The sequence below is a fragment of the Methanobacterium alkalithermotolerans genome (assembly GCF_018141185.1).
Lineage (GTDB): Archaea > Methanobacteriota > Methanobacteria > Methanobacteriales > Methanobacteriaceae > Methanobacterium_F > Methanobacterium_F alkalithermotolerans.
Genome location: NZ_CP058560.1, coordinates 1,193,228 through 1,211,298, shown reverse-complemented (window position 1 = coordinate 1,211,298; position 18,071 = coordinate 1,193,228). Strand labels below are relative to the sequence as shown.

At 36.3% G+C, this 18,071-nt stretch carries 21 protein-coding genes and 1 tRNA gene; 11 read left to right on the top strand and 11 right to left on the bottom strand.

Going from position 1 to position 18,071, the window contains the following annotated elements; translation table 11 throughout:
* Both HYG87_RS06020 and arsM read right to left on the bottom strand, forming a co-directional pair.
* A complete protein-coding gene (locus HYG87_RS06020) occupies nt 1–360 on the bottom strand; it encodes an ArsR/SmtB family transcription factor (protein ID WP_211532301.1) in 360 nt (119 codons plus the stop codon).
* 17 nt (nt 361–377) lie between these two features.
* Complete coding sequence (arsM, locus tag HYG87_RS06015) at nt 378–1,133, bottom strand: arsenite methyltransferase (RefSeq protein WP_211532300.1); 756 nt, start codon at nt 1,131–1,133, stop codon at nt 378–380.
* Nucleotides 1,134–1,272: 139 nt separating this feature from the next.
* Here arsM and HYG87_RS06010 point away from each other — a divergent pair, with 139 nt between their 5' ends.
* Nucleotides 1,273–2,634, top strand: a complete 1,362-nt coding sequence (locus HYG87_RS06010; protein ID WP_211532299.1) for an FAD-dependent oxidoreductase — start codon at nt 1,273–1,275, stop codon at nt 2,632–2,634.
* A gap of 43 nt (nt 2,635–2,677) precedes the next feature.
* Here the strand turns inward: HYG87_RS06010 and HYG87_RS06005 are convergent, their stop codons facing one another.
* On the bottom strand, nt 2,678–3,094 hold the full coding sequence (locus HYG87_RS06005) for a ferritin-like domain-containing protein (RefSeq protein ID WP_211532298.1): 417 nt from the start codon (nt 3,092–3,094) through the stop codon (nt 2,678–2,680).
* A 90-nt stretch (nt 3,095–3,184) separates the two neighbouring features.
* Nucleotides 3,185–4,408, bottom strand: coding sequence for an FprA family A-type flavoprotein (locus HYG87_RS06000; RefSeq protein WP_211532297.1), 1,224 nt, complete (start codon nt 4,406–4,408; stop codon nt 3,185–3,187).
* A 199-nt stretch (nt 4,409–4,607) separates the two neighbouring features.
* On the opposite strand from HYG87_RS06000, the gene HYG87_RS05995 reads away from it, so the two are divergent.
* Nucleotides 4,608–5,387 (top strand): V4R domain-containing protein, encoded by a 780-nt coding sequence (locus HYG87_RS05995; RefSeq protein WP_211532296.1) that lies wholly within the window; start codon nt 4,608–4,610, stop codon nt 5,385–5,387.
* 12 nt (nt 5,388–5,399) lie between these two features.
* Here HYG87_RS05995 and cobI read toward each other — a convergent pair whose 3' ends face one another.
* A complete protein-coding gene (gene cobI, locus HYG87_RS05990) occupies nt 5,400–6,098 on the bottom strand; it encodes a precorrin-2 C(20)-methyltransferase (protein WP_211532295.1) in 699 nt (232 codons plus the stop codon).
* A gap of 171 nt (nt 6,099–6,269) precedes the next feature.
* Here cobI and HYG87_RS05985 point away from each other — a divergent pair, with 171 nt between their 5' ends.
* Entirely contained in the window at nt 6,270–8,063 is a 1,794-nt protein-coding gene (locus HYG87_RS05985; RefSeq protein ID WP_211532294.1) for a helicase C-terminal domain-containing protein, read from the top strand.
* Nucleotides 8,064–8,278: 215 nt separating this feature from the next.
* On the opposite strand, the gene HYG87_RS05980 is transcribed toward HYG87_RS05985, so the two are convergent.
* Both HYG87_RS05980 and HYG87_RS05975 read right to left on the bottom strand, forming a co-directional pair.
* A tRNA-Arg gene (locus HYG87_RS05980) sits at nt 8,279–8,354 on the bottom strand.
* Nucleotides 8,355–8,443: 89 nt separating this feature from the next.
* Nucleotides 8,444–9,154 carry a DUF4013 domain-containing protein gene (locus tag HYG87_RS05975; RefSeq protein WP_211532293.1) on the bottom strand — a complete coding sequence of 237 codons (711 nt, stop codon included), beginning with the start codon at nt 9,152–9,154 and terminating at the stop codon, nt 8,444–8,446.
* A 148-nt stretch (nt 9,155–9,302) separates the two neighbouring features.
* Here HYG87_RS05975 and hisF point away from each other — a divergent pair, with 148 nt between their 5' ends.
* The gene (hisF, locus tag HYG87_RS05970) at nt 9,303–10,127 is read left to right on the top strand and encodes an imidazole glycerol phosphate synthase subunit HisF (protein ID WP_211532292.1); all 825 of its coding nucleotides are present in this window, start codon (nt 9,303–9,305) and stop codon (nt 10,125–10,127) included.
* Between the two features lie 211 nt (nt 10,128–10,338).
* Here the strand turns inward: hisF and HYG87_RS05965 are convergent, their stop codons facing one another.
* Nucleotides 10,339–10,623 (bottom strand): hypothetical protein, encoded by a 285-nt coding sequence (locus HYG87_RS05965; protein WP_211532291.1) that lies wholly within the window; start codon nt 10,621–10,623, stop codon nt 10,339–10,341.
* 181 nt (nt 10,624–10,804) lie between these two features.
* Here HYG87_RS05965 and HYG87_RS05960 point away from each other — a divergent pair, with 181 nt between their 5' ends.
* The 3 genes from HYG87_RS05960 to HYG87_RS05950 all read left to right on the top strand — a co-directional run bounded on the left by HYG87_RS05960 (nt 10,805) and on the right by HYG87_RS05950 (nt 12,349).
* Nucleotides 10,805–11,296, top strand: a complete 492-nt coding sequence (locus HYG87_RS05960) for a hypothetical protein (RefSeq protein ID WP_211532290.1) — start codon at nt 10,805–10,807, stop codon at nt 11,294–11,296.
* 285 nt (nt 11,297–11,581) lie between these two features.
* Entirely contained in the window at nt 11,582–11,941 is a 360-nt protein-coding gene (locus HYG87_RS05955; protein ID WP_211532289.1) for a DUF2089 domain-containing protein, read from the top strand.
* 24 nt (nt 11,942–11,965) lie between these two features.
* Nucleotides 11,966–12,349: an SHOCT-like domain-containing protein gene (locus tag HYG87_RS05950; RefSeq protein ID WP_211532288.1), complete on the top strand. Its 384-nt coding sequence runs from the start codon at nt 11,966–11,968 to the stop codon at nt 12,347–12,349.
* A gap of 674 nt (nt 12,350–13,023) precedes the next feature.
* Here the strand turns inward: HYG87_RS05950 and HYG87_RS05945 are convergent.
* Complete coding sequence (locus tag HYG87_RS05945) at nt 13,024–13,353, bottom strand: rhodanese-like domain-containing protein (RefSeq protein ID WP_211532287.1); 330 nt, start codon at nt 13,351–13,353, stop codon at nt 13,024–13,026.
* A gap of 285 nt (nt 13,354–13,638) precedes the next feature.
* Here HYG87_RS05945 and HYG87_RS05940 point away from each other — a divergent pair, with 285 nt between their 5' ends.
* Together HYG87_RS05940 and HYG87_RS05935 are read left to right on the top strand one after the other, a co-directional pair.
* Nucleotides 13,639–14,619 carry a DNA glycosylase gene (locus tag HYG87_RS05940; protein WP_211532286.1) on the top strand — a complete coding sequence of 327 codons (981 nt, stop codon included), beginning with the start codon at nt 13,639–13,641 and terminating at the stop codon, nt 14,617–14,619.
* 20 nt (nt 14,620–14,639) lie between these two features.
* Complete coding sequence (locus tag HYG87_RS05935; RefSeq protein WP_211532285.1) at nt 14,640–15,254, top strand: hypothetical protein; 615 nt, start codon at nt 14,640–14,642, stop codon at nt 15,252–15,254.
* Between the two features lie 14 nt (nt 15,255–15,268).
* Here the strand turns inward: HYG87_RS05935 and HYG87_RS05930 are convergent, their stop codons facing one another.
* Nucleotides 15,269–15,532: a hypothetical protein gene (locus HYG87_RS05930; RefSeq protein WP_211532284.1), complete on the bottom strand. Its 264-nt coding sequence runs from the start codon at nt 15,530–15,532 to the stop codon at nt 15,269–15,271.
* A 153-nt stretch (nt 15,533–15,685) separates the two neighbouring features.
* On the opposite strand from HYG87_RS05930, the gene HYG87_RS05925 reads away from it, so the two are divergent.
* The gene (locus HYG87_RS05925; protein WP_249164809.1) at nt 15,686–16,225 is read left to right on the top strand and encodes a GAF domain-containing protein; all 540 of its coding nucleotides are present in this window, start codon (nt 15,686–15,688) and stop codon (nt 16,223–16,225) included.
* A gap of 44 nt (nt 16,226–16,269) precedes the next feature.
* On the opposite strand, the gene HYG87_RS05920 is transcribed toward HYG87_RS05925, so the two are convergent.
* Entirely contained in the window at nt 16,270–16,695 is a 426-nt protein-coding gene (locus tag HYG87_RS05920; protein ID WP_211532283.1) for a peptidylprolyl isomerase, read from the bottom strand.
* Between the two features lie 175 nt (nt 16,696–16,870).
* Here HYG87_RS05920 and HYG87_RS05915 point away from each other — a divergent pair, with 175 nt between their 5' ends.
* Nucleotides 16,871–18,046 carry an acetylornithine transaminase gene (locus tag HYG87_RS05915; protein WP_211532282.1) on the top strand — a complete coding sequence of 392 codons (1,176 nt, stop codon included), beginning with the start codon at nt 16,871–16,873 and terminating at the stop codon, nt 18,044–18,046.
* Nucleotides 18,047–18,071 lie beyond the last annotated feature (25 nt).

Below are 18,071 nucleotides of genomic sequence, written 5' to 3'. Positions count from 1 at the left end.
TTAATCTCCTTGACGATTTATATTATTTAATTCATTAACCAGGGGTATTATTTGAGGATTTTTAAGTTTATAGTGGATCCACAGCCCTTCTTTACGTCCTACAATAAAACCTGCATTTTTTAATACATTCAAATGATGTGATATGGTGGACTGTGGTTTATCCAGAGCCAGAATCAATTCACAAACACATAGTTCTCCTTCTTCCAGGAGATACAGTATTTTTAAGCGGGTGGGATCAGAAAGTGCCTTAAATTTTCCAGATAAATTTTCCAGCATGGTTTCTGGAGGAATTTTCAGTTTTAAAGGAGCTGATTTATTTTTTTCCAGGTAGCAATTTTCATTTTTATCCAATTTTGGCATAGTATCTTCCTTCATACTTATTTGCTGGCTTTTAACTGAATGCTGATTATCTTACCAATTAATCTCTCATCCATCTCTGGTTCTCTAAAGTAATGCTGTTTTAATACTTTAACATCTTTAAAACCGGCTTTTTTTATGATATTAAGGTATTCTTCTTTTTCCAGGGCTCCAGAGATGCAGTCCGACCAGGCCTGGAAATTTCGTTTAATATCTTCCGGTAAATAACCATCAGTAACCAGATCCGATACCATCAACTTTCCCGATGGTTTTAAAACCCGGTAAGACTCTTTATAGGCTCGGTATTTATCAGGAGTCAGATTAATTACACAATTGCTGATAATAACATCCACTTCGTTGGATTTCAAGGGCAAAGCTTCAATTTCTCCTAACAGGAATTCTACATTTTCATAAGCTCCTTTTTTAGCATTTTCCCTACCCTTTTCCACCATCTCCAGAGTCATATCCACTCCAATTACCTTTCCCCGTTTTCCCACTTTATGGGCTGCTAAAAATACGTCAATTCCTCCTCCAGATCCTAAGTCCAGGACCACATCACCTTCTTTTAATCCGGCCAGTGCAGTGGGATTACCACAACCCAGACCATAGATTGCTGATTCGGGAATTGATTTTAGTTCTTCACTACTATAACCTGCTGATTTAGCCTGTTCATATATACTATTATCTGTAGAACAGCATGAAAAGCTATTTTTTTCTTTAGAAGCGATTTTAGAATAGCGATTTTTAACCAGTTTTTTAATTTCATCTTCTTTCAAAGTTACCCTTCCCCTAGTTCTATATATCTAAATTTATGGATATAATATATATATTTTTGGCAAGATTAAACCATGCAAATATTAACCTGCTAAGAGGGACAAATATTTGATTGTTAATGTTTCAAGGTGGACCAGATAAATGAAAATAGTTATAATTGGTGGAGGGGCAGGTGGACTTTCCACTGCTTCCAATATACGGAAATATGATAAAGATGCTGAAATAACGGTAATAACTCGTGACGAGAATATTGCTTACTCTCCCTGTGCTATACCCTACGTACTGTGTGGGGAAGTGGACTGTTTTGAAAATATTATCATGCACCAGGCCGAAGATTACCTGGAAAGAGATATAAAAGTTATAACCCTGGCAGAAGTATTTGAGGTAAAAGCTAGTGAAAAAAAGATTGGTTATTATCTGCTAAACCAAAAAGAAGACCTTAAAGAAATGGAATATGATTACCTGGTAATAGCTACAGGAGGAGCTCCTTTCATTCCTCCGGTGGAAGGATCGGATCTAGAAGGCGTTTTTAAAATAAGAACTATCGCTGATGGTCAGGAAATTACCAAATGGGCTCAAAAAAGTAAAAAAGCAGTGGTAGTTGGCGCAGGACTAATCGGCCTTGAAATTGCCTACGGGTTAAAAAAAAGAGGGCTGGATGTAACCGTTACTGAAATGTTACCTCAGATTGTTCCCCGTTCACTGGACCCGGATATGGCCCTGATTGTTCAAAAATATCTGGAAAAAGAAGGCATTAATCTAATTTTAGGACATCCCATTGAAAAAATCGCAGGCACCACTAAAGTGGAAGGGGCTGTCTTTGGAGATCAATGTATAGACGTGGATATGGTGGTTATGGCCACCGGGGTGCGACCTGAAACTAAAATGGCCACAATGGCTGGCTGTGAATTAGGAAGATGGTCTATATCAGTTAATGAAAAAATGCAAACTACAGTACCTGATATTTATGCAGTGGGAGATTGTGTGGAAGTATATGATGCAATTACGGGCCATAATACTCAATCCCTTTTAGGAACCACTGCCGTCCGGCAGGGGAAAGTGGCTGCTCAGAATATAGTGGGGAAAAAGGCGGAATTTATACCGGTATTAAATTCTATGGTTTCTAAAATCGGCAACCTTGAATTTGGAGCAGTGGGATTAACCAAGGTTTCTGCGATTCAAAATGGCATAGAAGTAATTTCTGGTAAAAGTAGAGCACTTACCAAGGCCAGATACTATCCCGGGGCAAAAAGAATTGATATAAAAATGATATGCAATCTTCAAGGGGTGATTATTGGTTGCCAGATAATTGCTGAAGAGAGAGTAGCCGAAAGAGTGGATACTATGTCCCTGGCCATTTCTCAAAAATTAACCTGTTCGAAGCTATCTAATATGGAATTTTCGTATGCTCCTCCATTATCCATGGTTATAGATCCTATAATACTTGCTGCTGAGGATGCATGTGAAAAATTGAGTAAATTAAATAACAACCATAAAAAATAGAAATTATCTTTTTTTTAAAAAATAAAATTAGAAATATTTCTCTTTAGAAATATCTCTCCAGCAGTCCCTTTAGCATTTTAGCGTGTCTTGCTTCATCCCGGGAACTTTCATCAAAGAAATCATGGGCTTCATCTATATCACATTCTTTGGCCTTTTTTGCAGCGGCTTTTTTCTCCTTATTAGCCATGGTTTCTCCTTCCAGCATCATCTCCAGGTTTTCTTTCAGGGTGGGTTTTATTACTTCGTTCATTTCTGCAAAGTGAGATGCGTGTTCTGCTTCTTCCCAGGCGATGGTCTTCAAAACTTCTGCTACTTCAGGCATGCCTTCTCTTTGGGCTAAACGGGCCATGGCCAGATACATTCCTACTTCCTGACATTCCCCATTAAAATTAGCCTGCACTGCTTTTTCCATATCTGTTCCTTTACAAATTCCTATTTGATGCTCATTTACTAAATCCATTTTTTTATTCCTCCACTACTATATATGAGTTAATTTTCTATAAAAATTTTTTTCAAATTCACATTTAATTTTAAAGTCTCTAATACGTATTTAAACAGATTTTAATTCTTTAGCTAATTTTTTCCCCATGAAGTAACATTTATTTAACTCGTCTTCATCTGGTACATACATGATTTCATATTCTTCCTGTACCTGAAATCCACATTCTTTTAAATCACGAGATAGGGTTTTAGGTGCCCCTCCACGACCGCCCATGGAACCAAATGTTATTGCTATTTTTTCATAACCTGTACGGTTGAATTTAAGTCCTCTGAGATAGTAAATTAAATCTCCCACACTGGGAAATGGTTCATCATAGATGGTGGGTGCACCCAGGGCTATGGCTTTACTATCCAGAATATCTTTTACAATTTCACTTCTCTCATCTTCATGCAGATAATAAAGCTTAACATCCACTCCTTCACTTATTATTCCTTCTGCAAGAACATGTGCCATTTTTTGGGTAGAGTAATGCATGGTATCATAGATAATAGTCACTTTATCCTTACATTTGCCACTGGCCCAGCTGGTGTAAGCATCAATTACTTTCAGGGGATCAGTCCATATCTGCCCATGTGAGGGAGCAATCATCTTAATTTTATCTAATAGCCCCAGATCAATAACTTCCTGAAATTTTTTGAGTACCAGAGATGACAGGGGAGTTACTAAATTGGCATAAAATTTTTGCGTAGCATCCATCAGCACATATTCTGGTATTTCTGAATCATATCTCTGAGCAAAACAAAGGTGCTGGCCAAATGCATCATTAGGAAACAGTATTCCATTTTCCATAAGCAGGGTAAACATACTGTCTGGCCAGTGCAGCAGAAATGCTTCTAAAAAGGCCAGTGTTTTTCCACCCAAATTTAAGGTTTCCCCGGTACCAACGCTGATGAAATTTACGCCTTGAAGACCATTGAAATGTTTTTTAAGTCCATCGATAGCAATTTCGGTACAATAAACAGGGGCTTGGGGAAATTTTCTATGTAATTCTACCAAAAGGCCGCTGTGATCTTTTTCTACATGGTTTTGTACCAGTACATCTATCTTAACTTCTCTTTCTTCCTGGGCGAATGCATCCTCTATCCGGGCCATTAATTCTGGAAAATTTCCATGATAAGCATTGTCAATGAGTGCTACTTTTTCATCTCCAAAAACAAGATATGCATTATAACTAGTTCCATTCAGGGTGTATCCATGGTAGGATCTTATATCCCAGTCCAGGACCCCTACCCAGTATACTCCGGGGCTGATTTTTTTTGCTTTTGCTTTCATTATTTCACCATTGTTCGTATAGACACAAATCAATCATAAGAGCTTAGTCCTATATATTATTTTCTGTTTGCTTTAAGACGAACATTATTTAGGAGTCATTGTTTGGGAGGGCTTTTACGAACATTCTTAAAAGATCGAATTTAAATAAAATATTACATATATTATTTAATGTGGGGGAAATTGATACAGGGGTTAATCTATGGAATATTCTAAAAAAATTAAAAACATTAAAAATGAGGATGAAACACATATTCTGGTTTTTTCTACTTCAAAAGGCCTCAATGTTATTCAAAGTCCCACTAAATCTTTCATACTTTCACTGATACTAAATGAAGAAATTAGTTTTGATGAAATTGTAAAAATAACGGAAAAATCCAAATCCACCATTTCGGTACATCTTCGGGATCTGGTTGATGAGGGGATAATTGATTCCCGCATAGATAGTGAGGATAAAAGAAAAAAAATATTTTATCTTAATTCACGCTATGTGGGACGCTTCATACCCCAAAAATGGGGACAAAGGGAAGAAAACTCTGTGGAATTTTTAACAGACCATATGATGAACCAGGGCAATCCTCATGAGTTTTTTCAGATGATGTTCCACATCTTCCGGGTGGAACTTATACAGGAAGGGATTAATATTGACCCCCTTCTCAATAGAACCGGGATAAAGATAGGCGAAACCATATATCATCAACTTAAAGATGATCAAACCGATAAATTAATCCACAATCTCTCTAATTTCTGGAAAAATAATGGTCTGGGCCAGATTGAATTGGAAAATATGGATCCTCTCACTATCCGGGCTTATGATTGTTTCGAATGCGAACTTTTACCTAAAATTGGAGAATCAGCATGTGCACTGGATTCAGGGATACTGGAGGCTGTTTTTTCTATACATCTGGCTAAAAAAGTAAATGTCACTGAAACCAAATGTTATAGCCGGGGAGATGAGTACTGCTGTTTTGAAATTATCTAAAAAATATAAAAATTATTTTTCATAGAATTTCACCAGAGTGGTGGATAGATATTTTTTATGGTCTACAAAACCAGATTTTACCTCTTCATCATCCATACTGCAGTTTTTAATAGAAATAATTTCTTTTTCCCGGGGGTCAGCCTTAATGGTTTCTTCCAGCAATGCACTGTGCCGGGAAGTTTTCATAATAACGAAGGTATCTCCGTCTTCCAGGATATTCTTCAGCCGGTTATCTACTTTAGGCACAATAACCAGTATATCATCTTTTTCTACCAGAGGAATCCCTGCACTGGAGGCACAACCAGTAAAAGAGGTTATACCTGGAACCATTTCTACCAGATATCCTCTATCTTCAATTTTTCGCTGTATATAAGAGAAGGTACTGTAAATGGAAGGATCACCCAGAGTAACAAAAGCCACATCCTGGCCCTTATCCAGATATGATGCCACCTGATTGGCAGCAGTGTCCCAGTGTTTTTCCAGTAAATCCAAATCTTCTTTCATGGGGAACACCGGCTCTAGAACATGGAAGCTATCTTCACGAAGATCCAGTACGTTTTTTACTATTGATAGAGCAATACTGGGCCGATTTTTTGCTGAACGAGGGGCGCATATAACATCTACTGAAGATAAAACTTTATGCGCTTTAATAGTAAGCAGGTCCGGGTCTCCGGGACCGGTTCCTATTCCAATTAACTTTCCTTTTATCATAAAAACACCTTTAAAATGGTAATAACTTATCTAAAATAATACTGGACAATTACTTTTAGCATTCTTCAATTTTGGATTGATTTTTATAATATAAAAACTTTTGAGCCAGAAAAATAGTTGCCATCTGGTCTCTTATAACCTTTTTATATAATCATCTACTAATATGGTGGCATGGTGTTACCTATTTTTTGCCCGGACTGCGGGATGATGAGAAACCGTTGCATTTGTGGACCTGAACGTAAAAATAAGGCTGGAAAAAATTCTAAAAACAATTTAAAAGGTCAGGATTCTGGAGAAATCATTAAAAAAACTACCTTATCCTCTGCCCGGCAAAAAGAAATCAAGCGTAAAAATCCCCACATACCTGAAAAAATCATTGAAAACTTCCCTTTCCCCCATCCACGGGAAGGACAGCTGGATATAATAGCAGATATCCACCAGGCCCTGGAAGATGGTTTTCGCTATGTGGTGCTTGAAGCAGGAACTGGTACAGGAAAATCAGGAATAGCCACCACACTGGGCCGCATGTATGAGCCGGCCTACATCCTCACCATGACCAAGCAGCTGCAGAATCAGTATGCCCATGAATTTGATTTTTCCCAGGTAAAAGGAAGGGGAAACTTCATGTGTAAAACGGATGATCTGGAGTCTGGCTGTGATATAGGAACCTGTCAAACCACCCCCAGTTCTCAAAAATTCCACTGTCCCTATGGAGTAAGTAAATCATCTACTCTAGGAGCTATAGAAGCATTTGAAGACTCTCATGGGAACCCTATTTATTTTCAGTCCTCAGATCACTGCCATTACTGGGATCAAAAGGCCGATGCAGTAAACAGTCCCATCACCCTGATGAATTATGATTACGCCCTTTTGGAACTAAACCATGTGGGACATTTCGGCTCCCGGAAGCTACTTATTCTGGACGAGGCCCATAACATCGAAGATAAACTCATGCGTAGACTGGAAGTAACCTTATCCCGGAAAAGAGTGGAAAAAGATATTAAAAAAGGCATTCCTTCCGGAATGATGGGCGAATTAGATCCTGAAGAGTGGATTTTGCAGATAGATGCAATTTCTGATGCTTATAAAGATTTAAAACTTAAAGATCTGCCTAAAAATAAGGCAGATCGTATAAACCGCACCATATTCCGCCTGGATGAATTAAAGGATAACCTGGCCAAGGAACCTAAAAACTGGGTAATGGATACTGCCCCTGACGGAGTTTCCTTCAAACCTCTCCGGGTACATCATTATGCTTACGAACACCTATTTAGGCATGCGGATGCTTGTATATTCCTGAGTGCCACCATACTTTCTCATCAAATGTTTTGTCGCTGGTTAGGGATGGATCCCCGGGAGGTATATTTTGTGAAAGTGGATAGTCCTTTCCCTCCCTCTAAAAGACCCATAGAGTTAAAATTGGCAGGCAAGATGTCTAAAAATAGAATTAAAAGAACCGCCCCGGACACCCTTCCTATTTTAACTAAAATATTAAAAAGGCATCGCCATGATAAGGGCCTGATACACACCCATAATTATCAGTGCCAGAAATATATCATGAATAAATTACCCCATTCCCGCCTCATAGATCATAATTCCATGAATAGAGAAATGGTTTTACATAATTTTGAAACCAGCCACAATCCTCTGGTTTTAATAAGTCCTTCCATGAGTGAAGGAGTGGATTTACCCTATGATAAATGCAGGTTTCAGGTAATTTATAAAGTTCCCTTCCCTTATCTGGGAGATAAACAGGTTAACATGCGCAGAAAGCGTGATCAAAGATGGTATGCCTATAAAACTGTCATGACACTAATGCAGGCTTATGGCCGGGGAATGCGTGCCGAAGACGATGAATGCTACACTTACATCCTGGATGAAAATATTAAAATGTTATTTAATAGTCCCCTCTACCGTTCGTTAATCCCGGAATTCTTTAAAGAAGCGGTTATTCCTGATGAATAATTATAAAATTCTTTTTTGCAGGATTAAAGTTATTATAGTGCTATTTTTTTAAAATGCATAAAGTTTACAAAATCAATTGCATTAAAATTTCATTAAAAATAGAATTTTTATATTTAGTTCTTTCAAGAGGCCATAAGTGCGAAAGGATTGATTTTTCAACTTAACTGAAAATCGGCCTCTATAAAGAACTTTTTAATAAATATGAAAGATAATAGCGGACCCGGGGGGATTTGAACCCCCGACCTTGGGATCCGAAGTCCCACGTCATATTCCAGGCTAGACTACGGGCCCATATAAATTAGACAAAATAACTGTTAGAAGGTTTTCCCTTATAAAGTATTCGCCGATAGTTATCTTAAATAAAAAATAATAAAAAATAATTATTCAGTAAGATTATACTCTTTTGAACCTTCCTGGTAAATATTGGATATTAAACGACCCTGAAATCCCCATAAATAAGAATTAATAAACAGGGACATTGCTATACTTATTCCATAAATGATTATCAGGTTAGTGGTAACTAGCTGGGAAATTAATGATATTAAGATCAAGGCGAAGTTTAATATGGAAATAAAGACTATAGCGGCGATGTAACGCATGGTTCCAAATCCTTTAATTACATTAATAACCGGAGTAAATTCAAAGGCGGCTTTAAGACTATTTTCTCTTACCATTCTGGTTATTCCCATAAAGCTCACAAAATAGGGCACAATAGTTATAAGGATAATCACGGAGTATAATATGGCCATAAATGTATATATTCCCATAGTCTGATTTAAATCAGTATAAATAATGAAAAACATTAGCATGCTACCAATAAATGATCCTATAAATGCAGGAATTCCCAGATAAATTAATAAAACCACTATATATTTCAGGCCGTCAGCAAACATCTTACCCCATTCATTAAAAGGGGGAAGTTCATTAGAACCCTGAAAACTACTTTCAATTATTCTGATATAATACCCCATACTCAGTATGGCGGGGATAATCAAAATATTCAAGGCCAAGAGTATTCCCAGTATAAGCATGCGCTTTAAATTGGAAAGGGGATACTTAAATGATTCAGATAATATTTCACTTAAATTCATTTTTCCATCTCCTTATTTTATGATAATAAAATAGGGGATTTTATTATTTAAAGCACTAAGTCTTAACCCTAATTTCATAGGGGTTTTTAAGTAGTATAAGTGACCATTTTTTAGATATCAAATATTATTCCCTAATCGGAGAATTTTCATGCTAGCCAAAAGAATCATTCCCTGTCTGGATTGTGACCTGCAGGTACCTTATGGACGGGTAGTTAAAGGAGTGGAATTTAAACAAATACGTTATGCGGGAGAACCGGTGGATCTGGCTACCAAATACTACCATGAAGGTGCTGATGAGATAGTATTCCTGGATATCACCGCCTCCCATGAACGCCGGGAAACCATGGCTGATGTAATCCGGGCCACCACCGAGAATGTCTTTGTTCCTATCTGTGTAGGGGGAGGTATCAGAAAACCCCAGGACTACGTTAACATGCTTAAAGCTGGAGCAGATAAATGTTCCACCAATACGGCAGCTATCCATAACCCGGATCTAATAAATGAAGCATCTAAAATTGTAGGTTCCCAGGCCTGTGTTATTGGTATTGATGCCAAGAGAAGATACATTGAGGACGAAAGCGAAGCCAAGGATAAGATCATTGTAGAAACTAAAAAAGGTTTAGCCTGGTTTGATTGCAGTATTTATGGTGGGAGAGAATTTACAGGAATTGATGCTATTTCCTGGGCCATGGAATGTCAAGACCGGGGGGCAGGTGAAATCCTTCTAACCAGCATGGATCGGGATGGTACCAAAGATGGATATGACCTGGAATTGACCCGGACTATAAGTGAAAGTGTGGATATTCCAGTAATTGCCTCGGGTGGTGTAGGTAATCCGCAACATATTCTGGAAGCTTTCACTTTGGGTAAAGCAGACGCTGCTTTAGCTGCCAGTATCTTTCACTTTAATGAGTACCCTGTGCCTGAGGTTAAAGAGTACTTGAAGGAAAAGGGGGTTGTGATTAGGGATTAAAAGTAACTGATCTTAAAATCCAGGTTCTATTTCTAATTTAACAAATTACTATTTTTATCCAATATTTTATCAATAGAAATATCCAATTTTGATAAAAAACCTATTAGTGCTTTAATCAAGAAATGCATGCCTTATCATTATATTTTACGAAATAAATTTAGTTTTATGAGTTATTTTGAAAATATCACTCCAATAAAAGATGAGCTGGTAATCAATCAACAACCTCAAAACTATCCAGTTCCTCATAATTTACAGCCACGGCCAGCACTGGTTCATTTAAATCAGATCCTAAAAAATAGGGATTAATCCATATATGAAGGGCTTTACCAATACTATCTACAGAAACCACAGGCCCAATAGTAATTTTATTAATTATTAAGCTTACTGGTTCAGTTTTAACATTAAAAGTTTTCCCGATCATATTTTCTTCAGGATATTCAGTTTCCTCAAAACATCCACATTCTTCTATTTTTTCTATAACCTCATCTTTAAGCATTTTTCAAACCTCTTTCTATTTTCCCTAATTCACAGATATTTTATTCCTCCAGAATAAACTTAAACATTAACGAAGTTTACTATTATTTTGTTCTTTAATCTAATTAATTTTTCATATCAATAACCATTATAAACCACCTCCACTAAAAAAGACTAAATACAGAACTTTAGAAGGCCCCAACGTGCAAAAACGAAAACACATTTTCCTGGATGAAACTTCAAAAGTCGCCATCATGGAAAGGAAAATAAAAAAATACGAGCGTTACAAACCACACAGCCTTAAAACTGTGGATGAAGATTTCCGGATGCAGGAAAAGATGGCCATGCTTAGTGTGGTAGCCAGTAATTTCATGATGACTGGCCACAGCCCCACCCTGGTTTTGACTAAAAGGGAAGAAGGAGACGAAGTCATGTGTCCGGTGGGCGGCGGCCAGAAGGACCGGGCCAGGGAAATAATATTAAAAACAGATTTCCGTAAACTTTACCGGGGAGGTAAGGGTAGAAAAACCGACCCCTTGATGATTGTAACTGCCATTTGTATGTATGTAATGCGTCAGGATAACCCTCGAAGAGGAGATATAAGGTATTCTAATGATTTTATAAGCAGTGTAGGGGTAACCAGGGAAATATACCAGCACATCAGCCAGAAACTGGATGATTTTCAAAATTCATAATTATTTTTAATTTTACAACATTAACTCTTTTTTTAAATAAGAATTTTATATCTAATCCCCTCAAATACAAGCTCCAATTAAAAATCTCAATATTGATTTTAATTATTTTAATTTTTAAATTAAATAATTCAATATATTTATATGCCATGACTTAACAATATTAATTTAGGCATGGATTATATTGATGTAGAAGTTTTAGAAGTTACTAAAATTAACACCAAAAAATTAAAAATAGATTAAAAACAGTTTTGAAGGAAACGGTGGAATTTAAGTGGAGGTGAATATATGAAGCGGGAAGTGCCAGGTAATTGTCCGGTATGTCAGAGCGAAATCAAAGTTAGTGAAGTGCGCTGCAAGGAATGTAAAACGGTGATTCAGGGAGAATTTGAATTATGCAAGTTCTGTCGTTTGAATGAAAACCAGAAATATTTCCTGGAGGCTTTCATTAAAAACAGAGGTAATATTAAGGAGATTGAAAAGGAGCTGGGAATATCCTATCCTACTGTGAGAAATAAACTGGATGAAGTCATTTCAGTTTTAGGACATCAGGTGGACAAACCTGTTATTGATAAAAAAATCATCTTAGATAAGCTCAGAAAAGGAGAAATTAGCAAGGATGAGGCTTTAAAGTTGTTAAATAGTTGAAATCTTTAAATCTGGAGGGATTTTATGAGTGAAGATATAACTGATGAGAGAATGCAGATTTTAGAAATGGTGGAAGAAGGAAAAATTAATACTAAAGAAGGACTGGAGTTACTGGATGCTCTGGAAGGTAATCCAGAAAAAAATGATTCAAAAAAGAAAGCCAAATGGTTAAGAATCCGTGTAAGAACCATGGATGACAATCCTAAAGTTACGGTGAATATACCTCTTGCTCTGGTGGATGTGGGATTGAAACTGGCTCGAAAGTTTGATCCTAAGCTGGATGAGGAAGTTCTCAACCAGGTGGATCTGGATGAGATTGTGGAGGCTGTAAAAAACGGGGCCCATGGTGAAATTGTGGATGTGGATGATGAAGAAAATCAGACCAAGGTCAAAGTATATGTGGAGTAATTAAACTTTAATTATTTTTTATTTTTAAAACTCCTTCTAAATGATGATTAAAAGATTTAATAAGGAAATAATTGCAAAATAAGAAATAATATAATTCATAATCAAAAAAAAGGAATTTTAGGCGCACCTTTCATTTTTTGATAAGTCGCTCTATATAGTGATAGCAAAAATATTGACTTTTTTTTTAATTATAAATGATCATCATTTTTTACTATTCTAATAATGATTCCATTATTTTTTAATAATTTTCTGAGCAAATTTTGGCAAAATAAATAATTTACTATCTTTAATTTAAAATTAAAAAGATTTTATTCATTTTAACTATTTTTGATAAGTCGCTCTATATAGTGATAGCAAAAATATTGACTTTTTTTTCTAATTATAAATGATAATCATTTTTTTACTATTCTAATAATGATTCCATTATTTTTTAATAATTTTCTGAGCAAATTTTGGCAAAATAAATAATTTACTATCTTTAATTTAAAATTAAAAAGATTTTATTCATTTTAACTATTTTTGATAAGTCGCTCTATATAGTGATAGCAAAAATATTGACTTTTTTTTGACTTTATTTTAAATTAGAATTATTCAGGACTTTAATTTTACTTTAAAATTAGAATCATGTTATAATTTTATTCTAATTTTAGCCTGACTTATTTTAAACAGCAAATCTAATCACTAACCAGGGGTAATTTTTTTATTTTCCATCCTACAAAACCGCCCTGTATATTGTATGCTTTTTTAAATCCAGATTCTCTCATTTTATCCATGAAGTATTCTCCCCGCACTCCACTTTTACAATATATTACATATTCCTTCTCTTTATCTAATTTTTCTACTTTTTTTTGAAACTGGTGGCCGTCATAATCCAGATTCTGGGCACCAGGCAGATGTTCATCTTCAAAATCTTCCTGAGGACGTATATCTATTATGGTAAATTCAGGGTGTTCTTTTATTAATTTAAGTGCTTCCTGAGGAGGTATGGTTTTAAACTGTGGCATATTAAAATCTCATTAATTTTTTCAAATAATAAAAGAAAAATTATCACTCCGGGGGCGGTTAATGAACTTATATTCCTGTTAAATGAATCCTTTTTTCTATTCATCCATTCCCATATTTAATATTAATTTTTCTGATACATATCTATATAGAACTAAGTCTATATATTTATTTTAAATAAATTTTTTATTATCATCATTCAAAATTTATATGCTCTCTTGCAGGTCAAGGGATATAAAATGGTTTTAATAATGGATAGACTATAAAAAGGCTTAATATTTGATAGTATGAAAATCAAATCTTCGATTCCTAATGAGGAATTTAAAGGACCACTTGATCTGGATATTACCATTAACAGTGGCCAAACCTCCCAACCCGCCTGGATAAATGAGGAGAACCATTTTAAGGAACTATTAATTGTAAATAATCAAGCAGTGCTGGTAAGTCTTTCTACAGATGAAATCTCCGGGGCAGTGTTAGTGGAGCTGGAATCCAGTCATGAATTTTCTCTAAAACAAGTAATAGGAGAAATTCGCCGAATATTTGACCTGAATTTTAATCTAACTCTCTTTTATGAATTTCTAAAAGAAGACCCTGCTCTGGCCCCCACCATTGATTTTTGCCAGGGTTTAAGATTATTCAAAGCCCATAACATATTTGAATGTTTGATTTCATCTATATGTTCGGCTAACAATTCTATTATCCGCTGGAGTAGATCCATACGCGCTATGCAGGAAAAATGGGGAGTTTCTTATATCTTACCTTCTGGAAGGTTTTACACCTTTCCTACTCCTGAAACTATTCTCCAACTACCAGAACACGAAATTGAAGAAATGGAGATGTGTGGCGGGGAAAAAAACTTAGAAGAGTGCATTCACAACTTAAAAGCCTGCGGGGTAGGTTACAGGGGTAAATATATGAAAGAAGCGGCTAAAATAGTCACCGAAAACATATCTTTACCTAAATTAGGGCAGATGGATTATGAAAAAGCATTTGAAGCCTTACTGGACTTACCCGGTGTGGGGCCTAAAGTAGCCGACTGCATACTTCTTTATGGTTATGGTAGGGGTGAGGCCTTTCCTACTGATGTATGGATTAAAAGGATAATTTCTCATCTTTACTTTGAGGGAAAGGATGTTAAAGTGGACAAAATAAGAGAATTTGGCCAGGATCAATTCGGAGAATATGCCGGTTACACCCAGCTTTATCTGTTCCATTATGCCCGAAAATCAGGACTTCTAAATAAACTAAAACCACTTAAAAAATAATAAATTACAGGATAAACCTTATGGGAAATCTAAAAGAGTGCCTTCTTGAATTCCAATCCCTTGGTGAAGAATATTACTCCCGGATAATCCAGATTCTGGATGAAGAATACTGCTGGAAATGTCCTCAGCGCTCGAATAAAGAAAAAACTTACTGTCATAAAGTGGAAGCATGGATAAGTCTCAACCTGGCCCTGGAAAAAGCTATAAAACAATCAGTTCCTGATGCGGATAAAGGGAACCTGGACCTTTTAGTGGTGAAATATCTGGAAAAAAATAATAATAAACTACAAAGGACTCTGAAATATGATGAAATATCCATTATAAAGCTAAAAGAAAAAATTAAACCATCTGAGGATGAAAATTGTTGTTTACTGGTTCGGAAAAACCCTTCCACGGTTAAAGTACAGGACATGGTGCTTTTACCTCAGGAGTGTCCCTTATCCACTTACTGGTTTTCCCGGATGAAACTGGTGGGAGTGATTCCCTTTAAATTAGCCCGAATTAACAAAATATTTACTAAAAACGGTTTTAGATATATTAAACTGGATGATGGAACTACAGTTTCTATGGAATTTATTTTAGGGCTGGTTTTAAAAAAATTAGGCCCTGATGATCCTCTTATGGATTATTTTTAAGGGTAACTTCTTTTTTAAAAAAAGTTCAAATTCTTCATTAAAGACCCTAAAGCCCATAGAGTGATGATTATAAGGATAAAAAGCCCAAATCTTCCTTCTTTTTTATAGTAATTATAAGCCCCATTAATACCCGCCAGCAGGGCCACTACCAGGGTGAGTGTAGCATTAATTCCTCTAACATCCATAGAATATGTGGCTAAAAGTATACTTATAACTATTAAAACTGCATTAGTTTGTTTATATTCGCTTATGAGATTTTTATCTGATTTTACCCCCATAAAATGCCCCTGATAACTTATATGTCTATGAGAATTAAATAATTATGGGACTTTTATCCCTGCGAATAAATAATAATATTTTTTATAACCTACCGGGCATAAGTTAAATGGATTACTAAGAGAAAGATGGCTAATAATCTAGGGGGAAGTAAGATGGAAAAAAATCATAATCTAACTCCAGAAATATCAGAGGACTTAAAAAAATTAAATATGCGAGTATCTCAGATGATAGAAGATTCTTCTCTTAAAAAAATATCTGATCTGGTTTTAGAAGAAGCCACCCGGCTTACGGGTAGTGATTACTGTTATGTGGCTGTTGTTGATCCTGTAAATAAGGATAGCGTGGGTATTTCTTTTTCACACCTTACTGGTGGCTGCCAGTATTATGCTGATTTAGGAGAGGCTCGTTTTAAAATTAGAAAGGACGGAACTTATGGCGGGCTTTTAGGATACTCCTTAGATACCGGGGAATCTTTTTTTACCCATGACCCGGTTAATCATCCGGTGGCCCATGGCATTCCTCCTGGACACGAGATAATTAATCAGTTTTTGTCAGTGGCAGTTAAATACCAGGATGAAATTTTAGGTCAAATTGTGCTGGCTAACCCTCAAAAGGATTATTCTAAATATGAATTGGAAATTGCAGATGAAATAGCCAGTATCTATGCATTGGCCCTGGATAAAATGCTGTAATAAATTTATATCTTTTTTTTAAAAAAACAGGGTAGATGAATATTTTATTCATCAATTACTTTCACAGAAGTCATAACATCATTTTCTTTTATGGCATTCACCACTTCCATTCCCCTGGTGACTTTGCCAAAAACGGTGTGCACTCCATCCAGATGAGGTTGAGGAGAGTGGGTTATAAAAAACTGGCTTCCACCGGTATCTTTACCTGCATGGGCCATTGACAATGCCCCTTTAACATGTTTATTAGGGTTTATCTCACATTTTATGGTGTAACCCGGTCCTCCTGTTCCATTACCTTTAGGACATCCGCCTTGAATTACAAAATCAGGAATAACCCGGTGAAAAGTTAATCCATTATAAAATCCATCATTGGCTAACTTTTCAAAGTTGGCCACGGTGTTAGGGGCGTCTTCTTCAAATAAAACCAGTTCAATAATTCCTTTTTTAGTTTCAATAATAGCTTTTTTCATAGTATCACCTTGATAATTGATTTATTTAATATTCAGGCTAAGTACTTAGCGGTACTTAATATTTTAGATAACTAGTATTTATTACAGCAGCACTTATTAATAACCAGAGACAATTATTATAAATCAATCTTAGGAATTCCTTAAATAATATCATTATCATGATTTAGGTGGTGTGATGAATACGCAAGAAATTATGGATATGGATCAAAAGTTTGTCATGCAAACGTATGGACGGCAAAAGCTGGCTTTATCTCATGGAAAGGGAGCTGAAGTTTGGGATGTGGAAGGAAACAGTTATCTGGATTGTTTTGCCGGGGTGGCAGTGAACAATCTGGGACATGCTCACCCTAAAGTGACTTTAGCCATTTGCCATCAGGCTCAGAGAATGATCCATTGCTCCAATATTTATTACACCCAGGAACAGGCTGAATTGGCCCAATTACTCACTCAGATATCTCCTCATGATAAGGTATTTTTAGCTAATAGTGGAGCAGAGGCCAATGAAGGTGCTATTAAACTGGCCCGAAAATACACGGGCAAAGGTGAAATTATTGCCACTGATAATTCATTTCATGGTCGAACCTTAGCCACGGTAACGGCCACCGGTCAGGAAAAATATAAGACGCCCTTCCAACCATTACCTGATGGATTTAAACACGTGCCCTATGGTGAAATATCTGCCCTGGCTCAGGCCATCACGGAAAATACTGCTGCTATAATATTAGAGCCAATTCAGGGCGAAGGCGGAGTTATAATGCCTCCAGAAGGTTATTTAAAAGACGTGGAGAATCTTTGCCGTCAGAAGGATGTTTTATTAATACTGGATGAGGTTCAAACTGGTTTTGGCCGAACCGGTGAAATGTTCGCCTCCCAGCACGAGGGAATACAACCGGACATCACTACTGTGGCCAAGGCCATGGGGGGAGGATATCCTATAGCGGCTTTAATGGCCAATACCAGGATAGCAGAAGCTTTCAATCCAGGAGATCATGGATCCACATTTGGTGGTAATCCTCTAGGATGTGCAGCAGCCAAGGCTGCTATTGAAGTTCTTTTGGATGAAAATCTGGTAAGTAAATCCAAAGAAATGGGAAATTACCTGCAGAAAAAACTGGAAGAATTAAAATCAAAATATTCATTTATTCAAGAAATACGTGGGTGTGGTCTTTTAATAGGAATTGAACTCACAATTGATTGCGCGGATGTGGTTAAAAAAGCCTGTGAAAAAGGTGTTCTGGTTAACTGCACTGCAGGGAAGGTTATACGTTTAGCTCCTCCTCTTATTATCAACATGACTCAGGTGGATAAAGTGGTGAATGTACTCGATGAAGTATTTGCTGAAATGTCATGATTTCTAACCAGGGATTTAATTCTTA